General features: G+C 37.6%; 17 protein-coding genes. 9 read left to right on the top strand and 8 right to left on the bottom strand.

Translation table 11 applies throughout. The annotated features are described in order from the left end of the window. Positions 1–402: 402 nt before the first annotated feature. The 8 genes from GHD25_RS18840 to GHD25_RS18865 all read left to right on the top strand — a co-directional run bounded on the left by GHD25_RS18840 (position 403) and on the right by GHD25_RS18865 (position 7,097). Positions 403–1,053 (top strand): TnsA endonuclease N-terminal domain-containing protein, encoded by a 651-nt coding sequence (locus tag GHD25_RS18840; protein ID WP_164219783.1) that lies wholly within the window; start codon positions 403–405, stop codon positions 1,051–1,053. Further along, positions 983–2,458 carry a hypothetical protein gene (locus GHD25_RS18845; protein ID WP_240452433.1) on the top strand — a complete coding sequence of 492 codons (1,476 nt, stop codon included), beginning with the start codon at positions 983–985 and terminating at the stop codon, positions 2,456–2,458. Before GHD25_RS18840 ends, GHD25_RS18845 begins: the two co-directional genes overlap by 71 nt. A 1-nt stretch (position 2,459) precedes the next feature. Next, positions 2,460–3,044: a hypothetical protein gene (locus GHD25_RS20080; protein WP_240452434.1), complete on the top strand. Its 585-nt coding sequence runs from the start codon at positions 2,460–2,462 to the stop codon at positions 3,042–3,044. A 17-nt stretch (positions 3,045–3,061) separates the two neighbouring features. Next, positions 3,062–4,060: an ATP-binding protein gene (locus GHD25_RS18850; RefSeq protein ID WP_164219784.1), complete on the top strand. Its 999-nt coding sequence runs from the start codon at positions 3,062–3,064 to the stop codon at positions 4,058–4,060. Positions 4,061–4,091: 31 nt separating this feature from the next. Next, positions 4,092–5,663 (top strand): hypothetical protein, encoded by a 1,572-nt coding sequence (locus tag GHD25_RS18855; protein WP_205601388.1) that lies wholly within the window; start codon positions 4,092–4,094, stop codon positions 5,661–5,663. Between the two features lie 61 nt (positions 5,664–5,724). Beyond that, positions 5,725–6,429 (top strand): metallophosphoesterase family protein, encoded by a 705-nt coding sequence (locus GHD25_RS18860; protein WP_240452435.1) that lies wholly within the window; start codon positions 5,725–5,727, stop codon positions 6,427–6,429. Positions 6,430–6,641: 212 nt separating this feature from the next. Next, complete coding sequence (locus tag GHD25_RS20350) at positions 6,642–6,776, top strand: hypothetical protein (RefSeq protein WP_346426804.1); 135 nt, start codon at positions 6,642–6,644, stop codon at positions 6,774–6,776. Positions 6,777–6,788: 12 nt separating this feature from the next. Further along, complete coding sequence (locus tag GHD25_RS18865; RefSeq protein ID WP_346426805.1) at positions 6,789–7,097, top strand: GNAT family N-acetyltransferase; 309 nt, start codon at positions 6,789–6,791, stop codon at positions 7,095–7,097. A 706-nt stretch (positions 7,098–7,803) separates the two neighbouring features. Here GHD25_RS18865 and GHD25_RS18870 read toward each other — a convergent pair. The 7 genes from GHD25_RS18870 to GHD25_RS18900 form a co-directional block, all read right to left on the bottom strand. Further along, entirely contained in the window at positions 7,804–9,339 is a 1,536-nt protein-coding gene (locus GHD25_RS18870; RefSeq protein ID WP_462944002.1) for an FAD-dependent oxidoreductase, read from the bottom strand. A gap of 100 nt (positions 9,340–9,439) precedes the next feature. Next, entirely contained in the window at positions 9,440–9,871 is a 432-nt protein-coding gene (locus GHD25_RS18875; RefSeq protein WP_164219786.1) for a hemerythrin domain-containing protein, read from the bottom strand. A gap of 74 nt (positions 9,872–9,945) precedes the next feature. Next, positions 9,946–10,677 carry a respiratory nitrate reductase subunit gamma gene (narI, locus tag GHD25_RS18880; protein ID WP_164219788.1) on the bottom strand — a complete coding sequence of 244 codons (732 nt, stop codon included), beginning with the start codon at positions 10,675–10,677 and terminating at the stop codon, positions 9,946–9,948. Positions 10,678–10,697: 20 nt separating this feature from the next. Further along, complete coding sequence (narJ, locus tag GHD25_RS18885) at positions 10,698–11,231, bottom strand: nitrate reductase molybdenum cofactor assembly chaperone (RefSeq protein ID WP_164219790.1); 534 nt, start codon at positions 11,229–11,231, stop codon at positions 10,698–10,700. Beyond that, positions 11,206–12,753 carry a nitrate reductase subunit beta gene (gene narH, locus GHD25_RS18890; RefSeq protein WP_164219792.1) on the bottom strand — a complete coding sequence of 516 codons (1,548 nt, stop codon included), beginning with the start codon at positions 12,751–12,753 and terminating at the stop codon, positions 11,206–11,208. Before narH ends, narJ begins: the two co-directional genes overlap by 26 nt. Beyond that, positions 12,743–16,429, bottom strand: a complete 3,687-nt coding sequence (locus GHD25_RS18895) for a nitrate reductase subunit alpha (protein ID WP_164219794.1) — start codon at positions 16,427–16,429, stop codon at positions 12,743–12,745. The genes narH and GHD25_RS18895 overlap by 11 nt, the downstream gene beginning before the upstream one ends. A 336-nt stretch (positions 16,430–16,765) precedes the next feature. Then, entirely contained in the window at positions 16,766–17,005 is a 240-nt protein-coding gene (locus tag GHD25_RS18900; protein WP_164219796.1) for a 4Fe-4S dicluster domain-containing protein, read from the bottom strand. A gap of 179 nt (positions 17,006–17,184) precedes the next feature. Here GHD25_RS18900 and GHD25_RS18905 point away from each other — a divergent pair, with 179 nt between their 5' ends. Further along, complete coding sequence (locus GHD25_RS18905; RefSeq protein ID WP_164219798.1) at positions 17,185–18,378, top strand: M14 family metallopeptidase; 1,194 nt, start codon at positions 17,185–17,187, stop codon at positions 18,376–18,378. Positions 18,379–18,432: 54 nt separating this feature from the next. Here GHD25_RS18905 and GHD25_RS18910 read toward each other — a convergent pair whose 3' ends face one another. After that, complete coding sequence (locus GHD25_RS18910; protein WP_164219800.1) at positions 18,433–18,636, bottom strand: DUF6501 family protein; 204 nt, start codon at positions 18,634–18,636, stop codon at positions 18,433–18,435. Between the last annotated feature and the right edge of the window lie 2 nt (positions 18,637–18,638).

Consider the following 18,638-nt stretch of genomic DNA (forward strand, 5'->3'; position numbering starts at 1 on the left):
AAAACTCCCCCTAAGATAGAAACAGATTTTTATTTTTAATCTGTCTACCTTAAGGGGAGCATATCAGCTACTTAAATAAGTAGCTTTTTTTAATGGAACATTAAGGGAGACACCGAAAATCCATATCACTCATTTTTTGTAATCTTAAAGAGGGAAGTGTTCCGGCTTGTAAAAGGACAAAAAAGTTTGTACAACAAATTGAAGGTATAATATTGATTTTACAATACATACTTTTGATTTTGTACATAGTTTTTTGTCTATTTATATGGACAAAAAACTATGTACAATTTATAATAGAGACAAAAATGTTTGTACATTTTGAAAATTGATTACAATATATCTTTAAACAAAATCCACTAGAATGACATGCAAAAAAGAGATTTATTCTGGAGGCGAGGAAATATGTACACCCCAGTAATAACTGAGGGAAGTAAGCGTTTCGGGAACAATAGATGGCATTCATTTAGTCCTAAATTAAAAAGGAGAGTTTATTTGTTTAGTGATTTGGAGTATGAACATTGGCTACTTATAGAATCCGATCCTAATATAGTGGATTTTTGTGAACAACCTTTAAAAATAACCAACCTTATTAATGGTAAGGAAAAAAGCTCAATCCCCGATATGTACATTAAGTATGAAGATGGCAAACAAGAATTTAGAGAAATTAAATATTCTAGCGACCTTAATAAAGCTAATATCATTGATCAAATCGCTACCCAAAGAGCTTGGTGCAACGAGAATGGAATTGAACACTCTGTACGAACTGAAATTGATATTCGTCAAAACAGATTACTACTATCTAATTTGAAACTCATCTTAAAAACAATTAAACAATATGACACCCCTACTGATATTGAAAAGTATAAAATCCAAAAAATCATAAATAAAAACTTACCTCAAAGAATATCTCTTCAGACTTTGTTACAACAATCAAAATTTGTTACCCATAGATTATTTTTAACTATTGGCTGGATGATTATTAATGGAGAAATACAGTCTAACATATCCAAAAGTTATTTCGGGGTTAATACCGAGGTGTGGATTAATGAGTAGAAGAAGTCTTGAAAATTTAAATATTAATCCAGAATTACTAGATACTTCACTTTGGCCAACAGTATTAATTGAGAATCTAACACCAGAACATCGTATTTTATTCTTAAAAAGAAAAAAAGCTATTGACTTATATATTTCTACGGAAATGAAGGTTAAAGATATAGAAACTGAAACAGGGTTAAGGAGAGATGAAATTCATAGATTCGTAAAAAGATGTTTAGAAAAGGATGAATTAGGCGAGGTAATGGGCTATAGGGCGTTGATACCTTATAAGAGAGTAAAAGATTACAGCAGAAAAAACTTTCCAGATTATAATGAGAAAGTATTCAAGAATTATACAGGTGCTTTCGGGTTACTACTTGATACTTACCCAACTCTAAAAGAATTAATAATAGATTCGTATCTAAATAGAAAGAAAAATAAATATGAAATCATTGATCCAGTTATTAATATAAGGAATTTACACAAGAAGTTTATTAAAGAGTGCAGAGTTTTAGGGATAAAAATGAATGAATACCCTTTTAATACAAAAACGTTAGCAAAAAAGTCACTTGAACGATATGTAAAAAATCTATCAAAATCCCACTTTGTTGAAGTAGCAAAACGAAATGGTGATCAGGCAGCTATGGTTGCTAAAAACACAGGTATTGGAAATAAAAACAATCCAATGTTCGTTAGACCCCTTGAAAGAGTTGAATTTGATGGTCATAGAATAGATACCTCGATAGCAATTATATTTAAAACACCAGAGGGTGATGAGGTTGTCGAGGTAATGAATAGAATTTGGATACTTTCCATAGTCGATGTTGCAACGAGGGCAATATTAGGTTATCACCTTTGTCTAAATAAAGAATATTCCTCACACGATGTTCTAATGTGTATTAGAAATGCCATTTTTCCTTGGAAAAAGAAATCACTTACGATTGTTGGATTAAACTATTCAGAAAAAGCAAATTTCCCTTCAACTTTAATTCCCGAAGCAAGTTATGGAGTTTGGGATGAGTTTTGCTATGACAATGCAAAAGCTAACCTCGCAAAAATTGTAAAGGAAAAACTCGTTGACTTAATTGATTGCTCTATCAATATGGGACCAGTTGCTGCTCCAGTTCGAAGACCTATCATTGAACGATTTTTTCGAACTTTAGAGCAAAATGGTTTTCATAGATTACCCTCTACTACTGGAAGTAACCCACAGGACCCAAAAAGAAAGAATTCCGAGGAAAATGCTATTAAATATAGGATAACTTCGGAACATCTTGAAGAGCTTACAGATGTATTAATTGCTGAATATAATGGAACCCCACATGAGGGTAATAATAACCTTAGCCCATTAGAAGTATTTGAACAGAGGGTGGCTAGAGGAATGACAATACTACCTACAGCTTCCCGAAGAAAAAAGAAATGAAATGGCCTTTTTTTCTCTTAAAGTAACAAGAAGAGTAAATGGAAGTGAAAAGGAAGGAAGAAGACCATTTATTAATTATGAAGGGGTTAGATATACGAACGAGGTGCTAAACCATTCACCTCATCTAATCAATAAAACACTAAATTTGCTAGTAAACACGGACGATTTAAGAGTGATAAAAGCATTTTTAGCAGATGGAAGTGAATTAGGGAATTTAATTGCCACTGGTAAATGGGGGGTAACTCCTCATGATCTTCGAACGAGGAAAGCCATAAACAAATTAAAAAATAATAGATTAATACATTTCACTCAGTACGACGACCCGATTAGAGTTTATCAAGACCATTTGGAAAAAGAGGCACAAAAAAATAAAACAAACAGAAATAAGTTAGCCTCTCTAAAAAGAGAACAAAAGAGTAAGGAAGAGCGATACCAAGTAGAAGAATCCACTGAAGATAAGCAAACCAATAAAGTTATAGATTCGGAAATTATTTCTGAATTATCTAATGGAAAGAGACAAAAAGAGATTAAAACAGAAGAGCAACACACCGATCAGCGAATCCTAAAAAGAACAATAACTTTCTAGTTGGAGGAGGTTCGGAAATGTCAGAAGCCCTAGAATCAAATCATGTTAATAAAGATACAATAAGACCTCACATTCCTAAAGGAACGCATCCAATTGAGACAGGTAAATATTTAATTTCAACAAATGAGATTGATAGAATGTATCAAACGGTAATTAAGTGGATTGAAAACAGAACGCCGGGTGCTATAATATATGGTCGTCCTAGACTTGGTAAAACAAGAGCTATTTCATATTTACTCAATTATTTGCCACATGATTTTGGTGAAAATACCCCAATATATCATATCCGTTGTCGAAAGTATAAAAATCCTAATGAAAATTTCTTCTTTGAAGACTTATTAAATGCTGTTGGACATTCAATAATTACAACTGGAAAATCCAATATGAAAAGAACAAGGCTATTAAGATTTCTGGTTGAACGTGCTGACTTTTCTGGTAATAATAAGATTATTTTTTTTATTGACGATGCTCAAAGACTTGTAGAAATTAATTATGATTGGCTGATGGATTTATATAACGATTTAGATCATTATGGCATTACCCTGACCACTATCTTAGTTGGTCAAAAAGAATTAGTTCACCAAAGATCTGCATTTATTAGTGGAGAGAAATTTCAGATAGTGGGTCGCTTTATGAGCCAAGAATATCAATTTAAAGGAATTACATCTTTAAATGATTTGAAGATTTGCTTGATGGGATATGATGATTATTGCGAATATCCTACAAATAGTAATTGGTCTTTTACCAAATATTTCTTTTCCGATTCCTTTATAAGAGGTTACAGATTACAACATTCCGCTGAAGAATTATTCCAAGTTTTTGTTGATTTAAGAAGAGAGTATGGATTACCACATAAAGTTGAAATCCCCATGCAATATGTCACTTTGACAATCGAATATGCCTTAAAACGATTTGGGAATAACGGTTTGGATGTGACAACAATTGAAAAATCTCATTGGGAAGAAGCGATTAACAATTCCGGTTATATCCAATCAGAATTATATCAAATACACTAGTAAAACTATTCTTGTTAAGGCGGTGAAAGATGTGAACTACCAAATCACTTGGTCTACTAATTGGATTCAGGAGTATGAATCTCCTTGGGGAATACTTGAAAAATTTAAGTGGGCTAATGCGGTTGATGGAAATACTGTTTTAGCATTAATAGGAAATGAAAATGTTAAGCAACTAAAAAGTATTTCAAATGCTGGCAGCCGTCACCGAAATCTGATTTATTTTTCCAGCATTGATTCTAAAAAGACCAAAAAAATTATTGGGTTAGATTTAAAAGTGTACCATGATAATCTAGTAAAGAAATTGTTACACATCATTCCAAATTTAAAACATGAAGGTAATTATTTTCACTCTTCTTTGTCATATTGCCCTAGTTGTTTAAGTATAGGATATCATAGTATTTTGCACCAAATTAAGCTATTTGATCACTGTGCTTTTCACCCTAATCAAAAATTAAATGATAGGTGTGTAAAATGCAATCAATTAATGCCAGAATATCTTATTAATAAAGGCAACCAAGAGGCTTTTCGTTGCACCTGTGGGTATGATTTTCTCGATTCAGAAAACATCAGATTAATATTTTCATCGTGGCAAAAGCAGCCTAAAATACAAAATAAAATTATAAAGTCTTGGCTTAAATTATCTAGGAATAAAATTCATGAATACTATCTAGTTTATCCCTTTGATAATTATAAAAAAATTCTTGAAGTTGATAAGAGTGATAAGGATTATCTAAGACATATACCAAAATTAATAATTAATGCTTTTAATAAAGGTACTGTGAATAGAGAGGTAATAAAAATTTCCTCTAGATCTGATATCTTTAATATTAGGAATGATGATCAGCAATTGAAGGAAAATTATAAAGAAATTTTCCCCCATTTATTTTCATTTTCATCCTATAAATTCAACGAGAAGCATAGACTAGACAGTATTTACTTTGCAGTTTATAAACAGACTAGAATAATATATAAAGCTATTACCCGATATATTTTACGCAGGGTTATTAAAGAACACAGCAAATGTGTAAAAATATTTAATAAAGCAAGGCAGAATGGGGATGTATGTCCTCATGCATTTGCATTTGTTTTATGGAAAATGGAGTGTGAAGGTATTGACGCTCTATGGAAAATCGAAAATCATAATAAATTATCTGAAACCTATGAATTTATATGTTTGAATGAAAGGTTTAGTATTTTTCTTAATGGTGCATTCATGACCCATTTAGTAGAAATATTAAATCCAATCTCCTCGAAAGACGGATTTAATTTCATGGATTGCAACATTAGTAGCCTGAAATATATTCTTGACAAGATTCTTTCTCACTTATTAATAGAACGTTATATTAAATGGCTGGAGGTAGTACAAAATCCAGATAAGTACAAGCATACTTATCCTGATGATTGCATACCGATGTACATTTGTAAGATTCCACAAAAATTATCTGGAGAAATAAGTTTTTATATACCGGAAAACCGCATTGATTATATGAAAAACATTATTCAGGATATAGGTGACGAATTCTCTTGCCCTTTTAATTGGAGAGTTAAATACCCACCTTATAAATCTCCAATCAGAATTGCTATGGATAAAATGAGTTATTAATAATGGTCATTAATTTATAGAATGAGTTAGAAAATAATTTACAATGGGGAGGTATATTTAAATGCGTGTAGCTGCTATTTATGATATTCATGCAAACTATTCGGCATTAAAAGCAGTCTTAGAAGAGATTAGAAAAGCTAAAATTGATCAAGTTGTTGTAGGTGGGGATTTAGCTTGGGGACCCGAACCACGTCAAGTAATGGATCTTTTAATGGATTATAAGGATGAGTTTATTTTTATTAGAGGTAACGTTGATCGTGAGGTTTCTTACCGTTATGGAACGGAAAAGGGGTTAGATAATTTTACTGCTGAATTAAATAATTGGTGTGCTGATCAATTAACAGAAGAGCAATTAAGATTCCTAAAGAATTTACCAGAAAAAGCTACCTTGAGCGTTGAAGGTTTGGGAGAAGTCTTATTTGTACATGGTTCTCCCCGCAGCGATGAAGAGGCAATTCGAATAAATACTCAAGAAGACGAAATTCGACCGATGCTTGAAAATGTTTCACAAGATATTATTGTTTGTGGTCATACTCATATACAGTTTGATCGCATTGTCGATTACAAACGTATAATTAATGCAGGAAGTGTTGGGTTGCAGAGTCGAGCAAATGGAGCTTGTTGGGCTTTACTTGGTCCTGAAGTCGAATTAAAGGTAACTCCGTATGATACAAAAAAGGCTTCCGAAAGAATTCTTAAAACGAACACGCCTTACAAAAAAGATTTCGCTGAACATTACTTAAATCCACCTTATGAGGGTCCTTGATTAACAAAATATATTTTAGGCAATAAAGATGAGTGCCATAAATAAGATTGTAAAAAAGGAACTTAAAGGGCAGGATCAATAATCATGATTTTCATGAAAAGCATTGATATTATTTTCGAATAATTATGTTAGTGTAGGGGGGGTGTGATTATTCAATTAACCTAAGTATTCTATTAGAAATGAAAATTAATCAAATGAAGGGAGAAATTCAATTGATTAGGTTAGAAAAAATGAATTCAATTGAATTTGAAAAGTATCTTAGCTTTGCAATTAAAAACTACGCAGATGAACACGTTAAAGCTGGTAATTGGAATGAAAAGGATGCAATTACCAAAGCAAAAGAATAGTATGAGAAGCTATTGCCCCAAAAAGAAGAAACTCCAAATAATAATTTTTTTACTATCCGAAATGACAATCAAGAAGTCGGAATGATCTGGTTTGGTAAGAGATCAAAAGAAAAGGGTTATATTTACGATATCAATATATGGGAAGATTACCAAGGATATGGCTATGGTAAAAAAGCAATGATTGAGGTTGAAAACGTAGCTAAAAATTTTGGGATAAAAAGTATTGAACTACACGTCTTTGGTCACAACAAGGTAGCTCGTAATTTATATAAGAATTTAGGATATATCGAGGCAAGTATCATTATGAATAAAACTTTGTAGAATTAAACGTTGCTAATAAACAAATAAAGTAGAAAGGTGATGAGAAATCAATTAAAGTTTGTACACACTTTTTTGTCGTATTAGATACACAAAAGAGAGTGTACAAACTTTCTTGTCTCATTTGTACATAGTTTTTTGTCCTTGAACACGGCTTTTAAAGGAATATAACCTATTTTTTAAAAAAATCTTTTCTAGTTTACATAATATTTATTATAGGAACCAAATAATTTCGCGTCTCATTTTCCAAGTATACTTATGATAGTGAGATAAAATGAAAAAATCTATAGCACAATGTTGCTAAAATATAACTTATCATTCATTTTATTTTAGGCTTTAAATTAACAAACTAAATTTTACGATGAATCTGCTTTACAACTTCAACGCCCGTTGTAATTCTCATGTAATTCTTATTCGATTATTGCTAAGTCAGTTACTTTGTCAGCAAAACCTGTTTAATAAATTTTTAGGAACGAATCGGGTTTCTTCTTCCTGGCTTCCAGATCATCATGTATTCCATCATTTGCGATAAATAAATTTAGGTTTCACACTAAAAATGTTCTTTATAAAACACACCCGCTTGGCCCTTATTGAAATATATTTCACCCCTTAATGTGAAATATTCACAAATGCCTTCCGGGGTTTTTTGCCTGTCTTAAAAAGCGAAGGAATCCCAAAAAACAAAAAGCAAGCGGAATCGCTTACTTTCTTACACTTTGTTGTTTTCCAGCTGATCCAATGGTTTCTTGGCAGGTCCTTCTATTACTTCACCAGTGTAGGAGAACCTTGATCCGTGGCACGGACAATCCCAAGTGCGGTCGCCTGAATTCCACTCTACTTCACAGCCCATGTGTGTGCAGGTGGTATCTACGATATGGAGTTTATTTTCATGATCTCTGTATGCGCCTGCCCGTTGTCCTTTAATTCTTGTTATTGCAGCTTCATCACGCGGCAGTTTATCCAAATTTTCTTTGGGCCTGTCCAGTTTGCCTTTAATCATATGCTTTGCTACGTCTGCATTAATCTTCATGAATTCCCTGAGAGAAGGATCCGCATGAAACCTGGAGGGTGTAAATAAATCCTCATATGGACTGCTTTTTTCAATAATTAAATCACTGAGAACTTTTGCAGCAATGGTGCCATTTGTCATTCCCCATTTACGGAATCCGGTGGCAACAAAAACATTTTCCTCGCTATCCGTCATTAAACCAATATAAGGAAGTTTGTCAATAGTTGTGAGGTCTTGAGCCGACCAGCGGTAGGAGAAACGATCAATGGAAATATGTTTTTCTGCAAATTTATGCAGTGCATTATAATGCTCCATCATCGATTTTCCCTGACCTGTTTTATGGTTCTCCCCTCCTATCAGCCACCAATCCTCCCCATCCATTTTCGCTGCTCTGATCGAACGGGTCGGTGATTCTGCATTTATATACATGCCCCCGGGAAATTCTTCTGGTGACTTTACTGCGATTAGATAAGAACGTTCCGGATACATTCTGGAAAAGTAAAATCTTTTCTTGTCGGTAAATGGAAAATGGGATGCGGAAATAATATAATTGCAGGTAATGCGGTGTCCGTTGCCCGTTATAATGGAAGGATGCTTACCGCCGTATTCCACATCAGCTGCAGTTGTATCTTCGTAAATTTGTGCACCATTATCCACGGCTTTTTCGGCAAGTACTTTTAAATACTTCAATGGATGAAACTGGGCCTGGTTTTCCATCATAAGGGCAGATTTTACAGGAATATCCAGGGGTATGTTATCTGTTAATTCGCCGGGAATGCCGAGCTTATCATAAGCTTTTTTTTCCTTCTCCAACTGAATAAGATAATCTTCGGAATTGGTGAAAATATAAGCATTCTCTTTAGTTAAATCAGCGTCAATGGCAAGTTCTTTCGTAATTTGTTCGATTAGCTCACCGGCTTCCCTGCTCGCCTGATAATACTGTCCTGCCTTTTCCGTGCCAAAATGCTGAATGAATTCATCATAAATGAGCCCATGCTGTGCAGTAATTTTTGCGGTAGTGTGTCCGGTTGTCCCATTCAGAATCTGACTGGCATCTATTAATGCCACTTTCACATTCTGTTTGGCCAATACATATGCAGCCGTTACCCCGGTAATGCCGCCGCCTACAATTCCAACATCTGCTTTTATGGATTGATTTAATGCAGGATAGGTTTCCAAATTGACGGAATCCCGCCAAAAAGACTCGGGGAATTGAGGCATTTGATCTTTATTCAAAGTAATCTCCTCCTAATTATAGGTCATCTTAAAGTTTTCCCCTTCCGTATAAAAATATGTCAGAAATTAAAAAACTGCCGCGCTGGCGGCAGCAGTACAACTAGTCTTGTTCATTAAACAGTCTCGTTTCCTCACCATGATTATGAATTTCTTTAATTACAAGCAATGCATGAAACTGATTTAGTATTTCTTTTGTTACTTTATTTTTACCCTCGATTTGTTCCTTTATATTCCCTATAATAATCCGAAAAAGATCATGATCCCTTGACAGCATATGTAAATCTTTTTCCAATTCCGGTTTTTTTTCTAGAAGTTCTTTATAAAACCCGTCATCTTCTGTATCAGCATGTGCAATCACACGGGTTTCCCAATATTCAATAAGCGCTTCTGCTGCTTTGAAGCAATCCTCTTCCCGCCCGTCATAAAACAATTTGTCCGTTACCTCGGTCAAATCCCTCGCCTCTACATAGGCACCGTGGTGTATTGCACTATGTGAATCCCGTTTTCTTAGTGATGGTCCAGTAGCAGCCACAAATAATTCCCTCCCAAATTAATTTAATGACTTCATCCCTGCCCTTTCTGTTTGTAAAGGCAGGGATGTTCAGATTAATTAATTTCTTTTTTATGTGTATCTTTATTTTTTATCACTGGTTTGTTGCTTCTGTAAACAACGTAATTTCTCCTCAAATATTTTAATGGCAAGCTGAACACATGAACCAATCGTGTAAATGGCCAAATGGCAAATAAAACAAATGCCAGTGAAACATGCAGTTGGAAACCAATTGGTGCTCCCGCCATAGCCAGAATCATGGCTTCGGACGGCTGGAAGGTCAAGATTTCCCTCATCCATGGCCCGATTGTTACACGATAATCAAAGTCCCCGCCTGTAGCTGTATAACCGGCTGTATTAGTAAAACCGACAAGTACAACGATGCCCAGCATGATGAGTGCTACATAATCACTAACAGAGCTGTTTTTAATCACCCTTTTAACAGAAACCCTCCGCAAAAACAGAAAGAATCCTCCGACAACCACCGCTATTCCGGCAATGCCGCCAAACCAAATCGCGCCAAAATGGTACATGTCGTCATGGATTCCGATGGCATCAAACCATTGTTTGGGTATGAGCACTCCTGCAACATGACCTAAAAACACAAAGATAATTCCCCAGTGGAATACAGTGCTTCCAAATCTCAACCTTTTTTGTTCCAAAAATTGACTTGATTTGGCCGTCCAGCCAAACTGGTCATAATTATAGCGAATGATGTGGCCTAATATAAAAATGGTTAGTGATACATAGGGAAGAATGACCCAGAGAAATATATCAAGGTTTGTCATGGAGCTACAACCCTTTCACGTTAAGATACTTTTTCGTTTTTTAACAATTGACGGGAGACCTCAATCGCAGCCTTTAGCAGAAAATGATAGTGACTATCATTTTCTGCTAAATCTTTATCCACCTTCATGATGGAATTTAAATGCAGTTTCAGCATACGATGGATATATTTTTCATCAGCTTCAGATAAAAATTCCAGTATCATTGGCAAATAATCCGGTAATTCTTCTGATTCTGTTTCCAAATTAGAATCGGCCATGAGTCTTCTCAGCTTTACCAGCGCTTCTCCACGGTCCCTGGAATCCTTAAACACATTGTGGGTTAAATAAAGAGATGTCACCCCATGGTAATCAAATGTGTTTACATAGTTCTCGCATAGACGTATAAATGGAGTAGTTTCCAGGTAGTGGATAAAGGATGTTAAATAAGCTTTTGCCACAGGATTTTCCACCGTCTGGATTACCGTTTTTATTTCCCGCACTTCATCAAACCATTCTCTTTGCGGGTATTGCAAAAACAGGGATGTTATTTTATACACCTTTTGGTGAAGTTTCATCTAATTCCCTCCAAAATCCGCTTTCATAGTATTCAAGCGGATCTGCAGCAGCTCCTCCGCCCATACAGCTGCGGCAGGCTTCCATAAAGTCATATCCTGCATTTCCCTGGTGGGAAAACATATCTCCGGAGTCTTCACGGTGGGATTTTGGAATAACATAACGATCATCATATTTTGCAATGGCTGATAATTGATACATTTCCTCAGCAATATCATCGGTCATCCCGGCTTCTTCAAGAATTTTCTTGTCAAAAGGTTTATTCAGCTCTTTGGCACGCATATAAGTGCGCATGGCGACTAATTTCTGCAATACGCGTTTAATAACTTTCGTATCCCCTGCAGTAAATAAACTTGCCAAATAATCAATCGGGATACGGAACTGATTAATGGTCGGAAAAATAACTTCCGGGCTTAATGAATCAACCTGCCCGCCCAGTGCATTCATAAATGGGCTTAATGGCGGAATATACCATACCATTGGCATTGTTCTGTATTCCGGATGGAGCGGCAAAGCAATTTTTTGCTCGACAGCCAGTCTGTATACTGGAGACCTTTGCGCTGCTTCGATCCAGTCTTCAGGTATCCCCTGCTTCACAGCTTCTTTTTGGATTTCAGGATCATATGGATCCAGGAATGTTCCCAACTGTGCTTCATACAGATCTTTTTCATCTTCCACAGATGCTGCTTCCAATACTTTATCAGCGTCATACAATACAATGCCGATATAACGAAGACGTCCAACACAAGTTTCCGAGCAGATCGTCGGCTCCCCGTTTTCAATTCTGGGGAAGCAGAAAGTACATTTCTCGGCTTTATGTGTTTTCCAGTTAAAATAGACTTTTTTATATGGGCATCCTGTCATGCAAAATCTCCAGCTGCGGCAGGATTCCTGATCCACCAGGACAATTCCGTCTTCTTCTCTCTTATACATTGCCCCGGATGGACAGGAAGATACACAGGATGGATTTTGACAATGTTCGCAAATCCGCGGCAGGTACATCATAAATGTCTCTTCGAATTCAAATTTAATCTGTTCGTCCAGGTTTTTCATATTCGGATCGTGATGTCCCGTTTCGTGTACACCGGCTAAATCATCTTCCCAGTTGGGTCCCCATGTAATATCCATATATTCGCCGGTTAATTGGGATTTTGGCCGGGCTACCGGCTGATGCTCCTTTTCAGGACTATTAATCAAATTTTCATAGTCGTATGTCCATGGTTCGTAGTATTCATCAATTTCTACCAGATCTTTATTGTAGAAAATGTTTAGGAGCTTGCTGACTTTACCGCCGGCTTTTAATTCTAACTTGCCATTTTTTACATGCCAGCCGCCTTTTCTTTCGTCATTATCTTCCCATCTTTTTGGATAACCCATCCCGGGTTTGGTTTCCACATTATTCCAGTACATATATTCGGTTCCGGGACGATTGGTCCATGTGTTGCTGCAAGTTACACTGCATGTGTGGCAGCCAATACATTTGTCAAGATTCATCACCATTCCAAATTGTGCTTTAATCTTCAAGCCAATCCACCTCTTCCCTTTCCATTTTCCGTATAATTACTTGTTCATCCCGCTGATTTCCGGTTGGACCGTAGTAATTAAATCCATAACTGAGCTGGGCATACCCTCCAATCATATGTGTTGGTTTAATATGAATACGTGTTGGACTGTTAAACGTCCCTCCACGTGTTTTGGTGATTTTTGAACCGGGGACATTAATAAGTCGATCCTGCACGTGATACATATAGGTAATGCCGCTTGGAATTCTGTGACTTACTACAGCCCTGGCAACTACCACACCATTACGGTTATACATTTCAATCCAATCATTATCTTTAATGCCTACTGACTCCGCATCTTCGTTGTTCATCCAGACATGCGGACCGCCCCTGAATAACGTAAGCATCGGCAAGGTATCATAATAGGTTGAATGGTAAGACCATTTGTAATGTGGTGTTAAATAGCGCAGTGTGATTTCATTTTCCACTGCTTCCGGTTTTCGGTCTCCGCCATAAAACGTCAACTTTTGCAGCGGTGGTTTAAATGTCGGCAATTCTTCTCCAAATTCCAGCATAATATCATGATCAAGATAGATGGATTGTCGCCCTGTTAAAGTTCTGAATGGAATCATTTTCTCCGTGTTGGTTGTGAAATTGGCGTATCTTCTGTTTCCTGTAACAGTACCGCTGAATACCGGAGAAGAGAGAACCTGTCTTGGCTGAATTGTTATGTTATTAAAGGAAATCCTTTCCTCTGCCCGCTCAACAACCAGGTCTGTAAGGTTTTTTTGTCCGGTTTTCTTTTCAAGGGCTTTCCATGCTTTCATTGCAAGTGAGCCATTTGTCGTGCTGGATAAAGTCAATATTGTTTCTGCTGCCTGCCGGTCCGATTCAATGCTGGGCAGCCCATTAAAGTACTTCGTCTTTTTATTTACACCAAGTAATTTTTTGAGCAGATCGTATTCTTCTTTTGCATCCCAATATAACCCTTTGGCGCCTAATTGATTGCGGATGTTATCTCCCAGGGAAATAAACTTTTCATAGACCTGGGGATAATCCCGGTCCACTATTTGGAGTTTTGGGAAATTAACACCCGGCACAGGTTCAAAATCCCCGTTTTTCCAATCCGGAACCCTGCCGTAAGCTTGCTGAATTTCATCCTTTGAATCATGCACCAGCGGTTGGGCTACGACATCCCTGACGGTTTCAGGAAGGTAGGTTTCGGCCATTTCCGAGAATTTCTTCGCAAGAGATTTATAGGCATCCCAGTCCGTTCGCGACTCCCATGGTGTAGTAATAGCCGGGTTAAATGGATGAATAAATGGATGCATATCCGTACTTGATAAGTCATGCTTTTCATACCATGTGGCAGCAGGTAAGACGATATCCGAATATAATCCGGTGCCGCTCATGCGGAAGTCATAGTTGATCAGCAAGTCCAGTTTTCCTTCCGGTACATCCTCTATCCATTTAATTTCATTTGTATTTTTCTCTTCCTCCTGTTCGCTAAGTGTTCCTTCATGGGTTCCCAATAAATGTTTTAAAAAGTATTCATGTCCCTTTGCCGAACTTCCAATCAGATTTGCCCGCCATACGAAAAGCAATTTTGGGAAATTAACCGGATTACTCGGGTCATCCACAGCAAAGTTCATTTCACCTGATTTTATCTTTTCCACAATGGATTTTACTGTCTCTTCTTCTGATTTGTCCCCGGCCAGTTCTGTAGAGTTTTGATCAAACTGCGGATATGATGGAACCCATCCCAGTCTTGCTGCAAGGGAATTATAATCACCCAAATGTTCATACCGGCCTTTCTTAACTAAAGGAGAAATAAGACCGTCTACTTGTTGTGTGTCATACCTCCACTGTTCCGTGGCAAAGTAGAAAAAAGATGTACCGGCATGCAATCTTGCTGGTATTCCCCAGTCTCTTGCCATTCCAACAGATTGGTGCCCTTCCAGCGGGCGAATTTTCTCCTGGCCTACATAATGAGCCCAGCCGCCGCCGTTAACGCCCTCGCAGCCTGTGAGTAAAACAAGGTTAAGGATGGACCGGTAAATCATATCTGAATGATACCAATGGTTAATGCCCGATCCCATGATAATCATGGATCGCCCCTTTGAATCTACTGCGTTTTGGGCAAATTCCCTGGCAATCTGTGCAATATCACCTGCGGGAACACCACTTAACTTTTCGGCCCAGGCCGGGGTGAACGCTGCATTTTCATCATGGTAATTAATTTGTTCTTCGCCGGGTAAATTTCTGGTCACACCGCAATTAGCCAGCAATAAATCAAAAACAGTAGTTATATATTTTTCTTTTCCATCGATGGTTATTTTTTTCACTGGTACTTTTCTTTTGTAAATATGATGATTTGATGTGTTTGAAAACTCTGGGAAACTGACATCTGCTATTTCATCTGCATAATCTTTTAAGGATAGTGCCGGATCTATTTCGCCAAGCTGGTTATCTGTATCACGCAAATGCAGATTCCATGTTTGATTGTCTTCCCATCTATGGCCAATAGTTCCATCAGGTGCGGCGAAAGAACCGCTTTTTTGATCATAAACAATCGTCTTCCAGGCTGCATTGGAAATATCCATGCCTACATTTTCCGCGCGGACAAATTTATCTGCTTTGAGATTTTCCCCGTCCTGGTTTAGCGTAATTAAAAATGGCAAGTCCGTGTATTTCTTGACGTAATCATTAAAATATGGCGTGGTTTGGTCCACATAGTATTCCTTTAATATGACATGCGTCATAGCCATTCCCAGGGCCCCGTCCATACCGGCTTCAACAGGCAGCCAGGTATCTGCAAATTTTACATACTCAGCATAGTCAGGCGCTACAGCTGCAATTTTCGTACCTTTATATCTTGCCTCCACCATAAAATGCGCATCCGGCGTACGGGTTTGCGGAAGATTGGAACCCCACACAAGCAAATAGCTTGAATTAAACCAATCCGAGCTTTCAGGCACATCCGTCTGTTCACCCCAGACTTGCGGTGAGGCGGGCGGCAAATCTGCATACCAATCATAAAAGCTTAACAGTGAGCCGCCAATCAGATTAAGAAAGCGTGCACCGCTGGAATGACTGACCATCGACATTGCCGGGATAGGAGAAAAACCAAAAATCCGGTCCGGACCATACTGCTGAATCGTATAAATAATGGAGGAAGATAATATGGTATTAATCTCTTCCCAGGTTGTCCGGACAAAACCGCCCTTTCCTCTTGCTGATTTGTATCTCTGTGATTTTTCCGGATTTTCCACGATGCTTTTCCAAGCTTTGACAGGGTCTTTTTGTTCTTGGAGCGCTTCAGCCCAAATTTTCAATAGTGCTGAACGAATATACGGATAGCGTACACGTTGGGGGCTGTATGTATACCAGGAGAAAGTTGCTCCCCTTTGACAGCCCCGCGGTTCGAATTCCGGCATATCTCTTCCCGTAGTCGGATAGTCTATTGCCTGGGACTCCCAGGCGATAATTCCGTCTTTAACGTGAACTCTCCAGCTGCATGATCCTGTACAGTTAACGCCATGCGTGGTTCGTACAACTTTATCATGCTGCCATCTTCTGCGGTAATGCCGCTCTGTTTTGGTTCGATCTTCCGGAGATCTTTCATACTGATCATTCAGTTTTTCTGCTTTACCAAAATAAGACAGTCTTTTCCATAACGGAGTAGATGGCTTTCTCATTTTGCACCTCCAGTAAAATGACAGATTTGCAGTTAATATTTGAAAAGTCTACATTGTTAATTAGTGGTAAGAATAACATGTATGAATTTTGTGTACAAATGATAACCAATAAGGTAAATAATTAAGTGATTTTTATCACATTTTATATGATAACGCTTACTTTTACCCAGTATTCCCATAAAGGGAGTTAATTATAAATAATATTTCCGGTCAACATGCTGGACGATAAACTTGTCTTTATGCAATAATTTTGTCACCTTAACCAAAATAAATAAATTTTATCATTTCCCGGGCGAAAAAAAACCGCTAAACCAGTTACGGCAGCGGCTGTTGTTATTATTGCTCCTCAAAAAATTTACGGTTTAATTCAATATACTTCGATTCTTCTTCCGGTACTTCATCTTCCATGTAAATAGCTTCTACAGGGCAAACTGCTTCACAAGCTCCACAGTCTATGCATATATCCGGGTCAATATAAAACATGTCTTTACCTTCTTCTATACAATCAACAGGGCACACTTCCACACATTCCCCTGACTTTTCACTTATACAAGGTGAAGTGATTACAAACGCCATTCGTCTTCCTCCTATCAGTAGTATGTTTAGTATCTGCATCAGCTAATTTTAGTATAACGTATTTCCCCGGAAAAATAAAAAAGAAACTTAATAATAGCGCTTGTTGAACCAGGAAACTATTCATTTTCCCGTGCCGGTAAACATAGAGATTACTATTCCGCCAAAAAGGAGGAAAATGAATGAAGATCACTGTAAGAAGCGGCGATACACTCTGGTATTTCAGTCAGTTGTTTGGCATTCCGCTTATTTTGATTGAGGATTCAAACCCTGGCATTGCAGCAGATCAGTTAATAATTGGACAGCAAGTGGAGATTCCGGGCTATATCTCTGAACCTTATACTATCCAGCCGAATGATACACTATGGACTATATCTATGACAAATAATGTTCCTGTGGATAGTCTTCGTTTATTAAACCCGGGACTGGACACTTTTCAATTGCAAATAAATGACCAAATCTATTTGCCTGAAAAAGTGAACGCTATAATTATTTCAGATGCCGATCATTATACTTATGAAACGATGCTCTCAGATATGGAAAAATTGGCTGCGGTATATCCGTTTATTACCCGGCAGGTTATTGGCTATTCTGTCATGGGCAAAGAAATCATAGATCTGCAAATAGGGAGAGGTGAAAAAAATGTCCACGTAAATGGATCTTTTCATGCAAATGAATGGATTACTACTCCAGTTCTCATGCGTTTTATCAATGAATATGCACTTTCACTTACCAATCATCTTCCAATCAGAGGCATTTTTATGCTCCCATTATATCGCGACTCACAGTTATCCCTGGTTCCCATGGTCAACCCGGATGGCGTCAATCTTGTGCTGAATGGTGCAGAGGCAGCCGGGGATTTTCAACAGCGTGTACTGGAAATCAATGATCAAAATGAAGACTTTTCCAATTGGAAAGCAAATATTAGAGGTGTAGACTTAAATAATCAGTATCCCGCTCTATGGGAAACAGAAAGTGCCCGCAAGCCGGATTCCCCGCAGCCAAGGGATTTTCCCGGTTATCAGCCTTTGACAGAACCGGAAGCAATTGTAATGGCAGAAATAGCGGCTGAGCGGGATTTTTTAAGAGTTCATGCATTTCATACGCAGGGAGAGGTCATTTTTTGGGGGTTTCAAGGTTTGGAGCCTCCGGAATCTGAAGTGATTGTAAATGAATATGCAAGGGTGAGCGGTTACGAGCCTATCCGGTATGTCGACAGTTATGCCGGTTACAAGGATTGGTTCATACAGGAATTCAGGAAACCAGGGTTCACGGTGGAGCTTGGAGCAGGTGTTAATCCGCTGCCGGTAGAGCAATTCGCGGAGATGTATGAAAAAAGTCTGGGAATTCTGCTTGCCAATTTATATCTGGATTAATAAAACAAAGCAGACGGGGAAATAACGCTTTCCCTGTCCGCTTTGCCCCACTGTCTAGACTTCCTCGAAGTAATCCTTCAGGAATCCGCCGACCCGGTTACTGTTATCAATGATAAAATAAAATTCATCTGTTTCGTTTTTCACATCGTACGTTTTTCCCGGTGTTAATTTTCTGTTGACGATAAACTTTTTTGCGTCTGCATGTACACATGTAATCTGCTTTATTGTTTCTTTCTTTTCCCAATGGAGATGGATCATGT

It is taken from the genome of Virgibacillus aidingensis (assembly GCF_010994035.1).
Lineage (GTDB): Bacteria > Bacillota > Bacilli > Bacillales > Amphibacillaceae > Virgibacillus_N.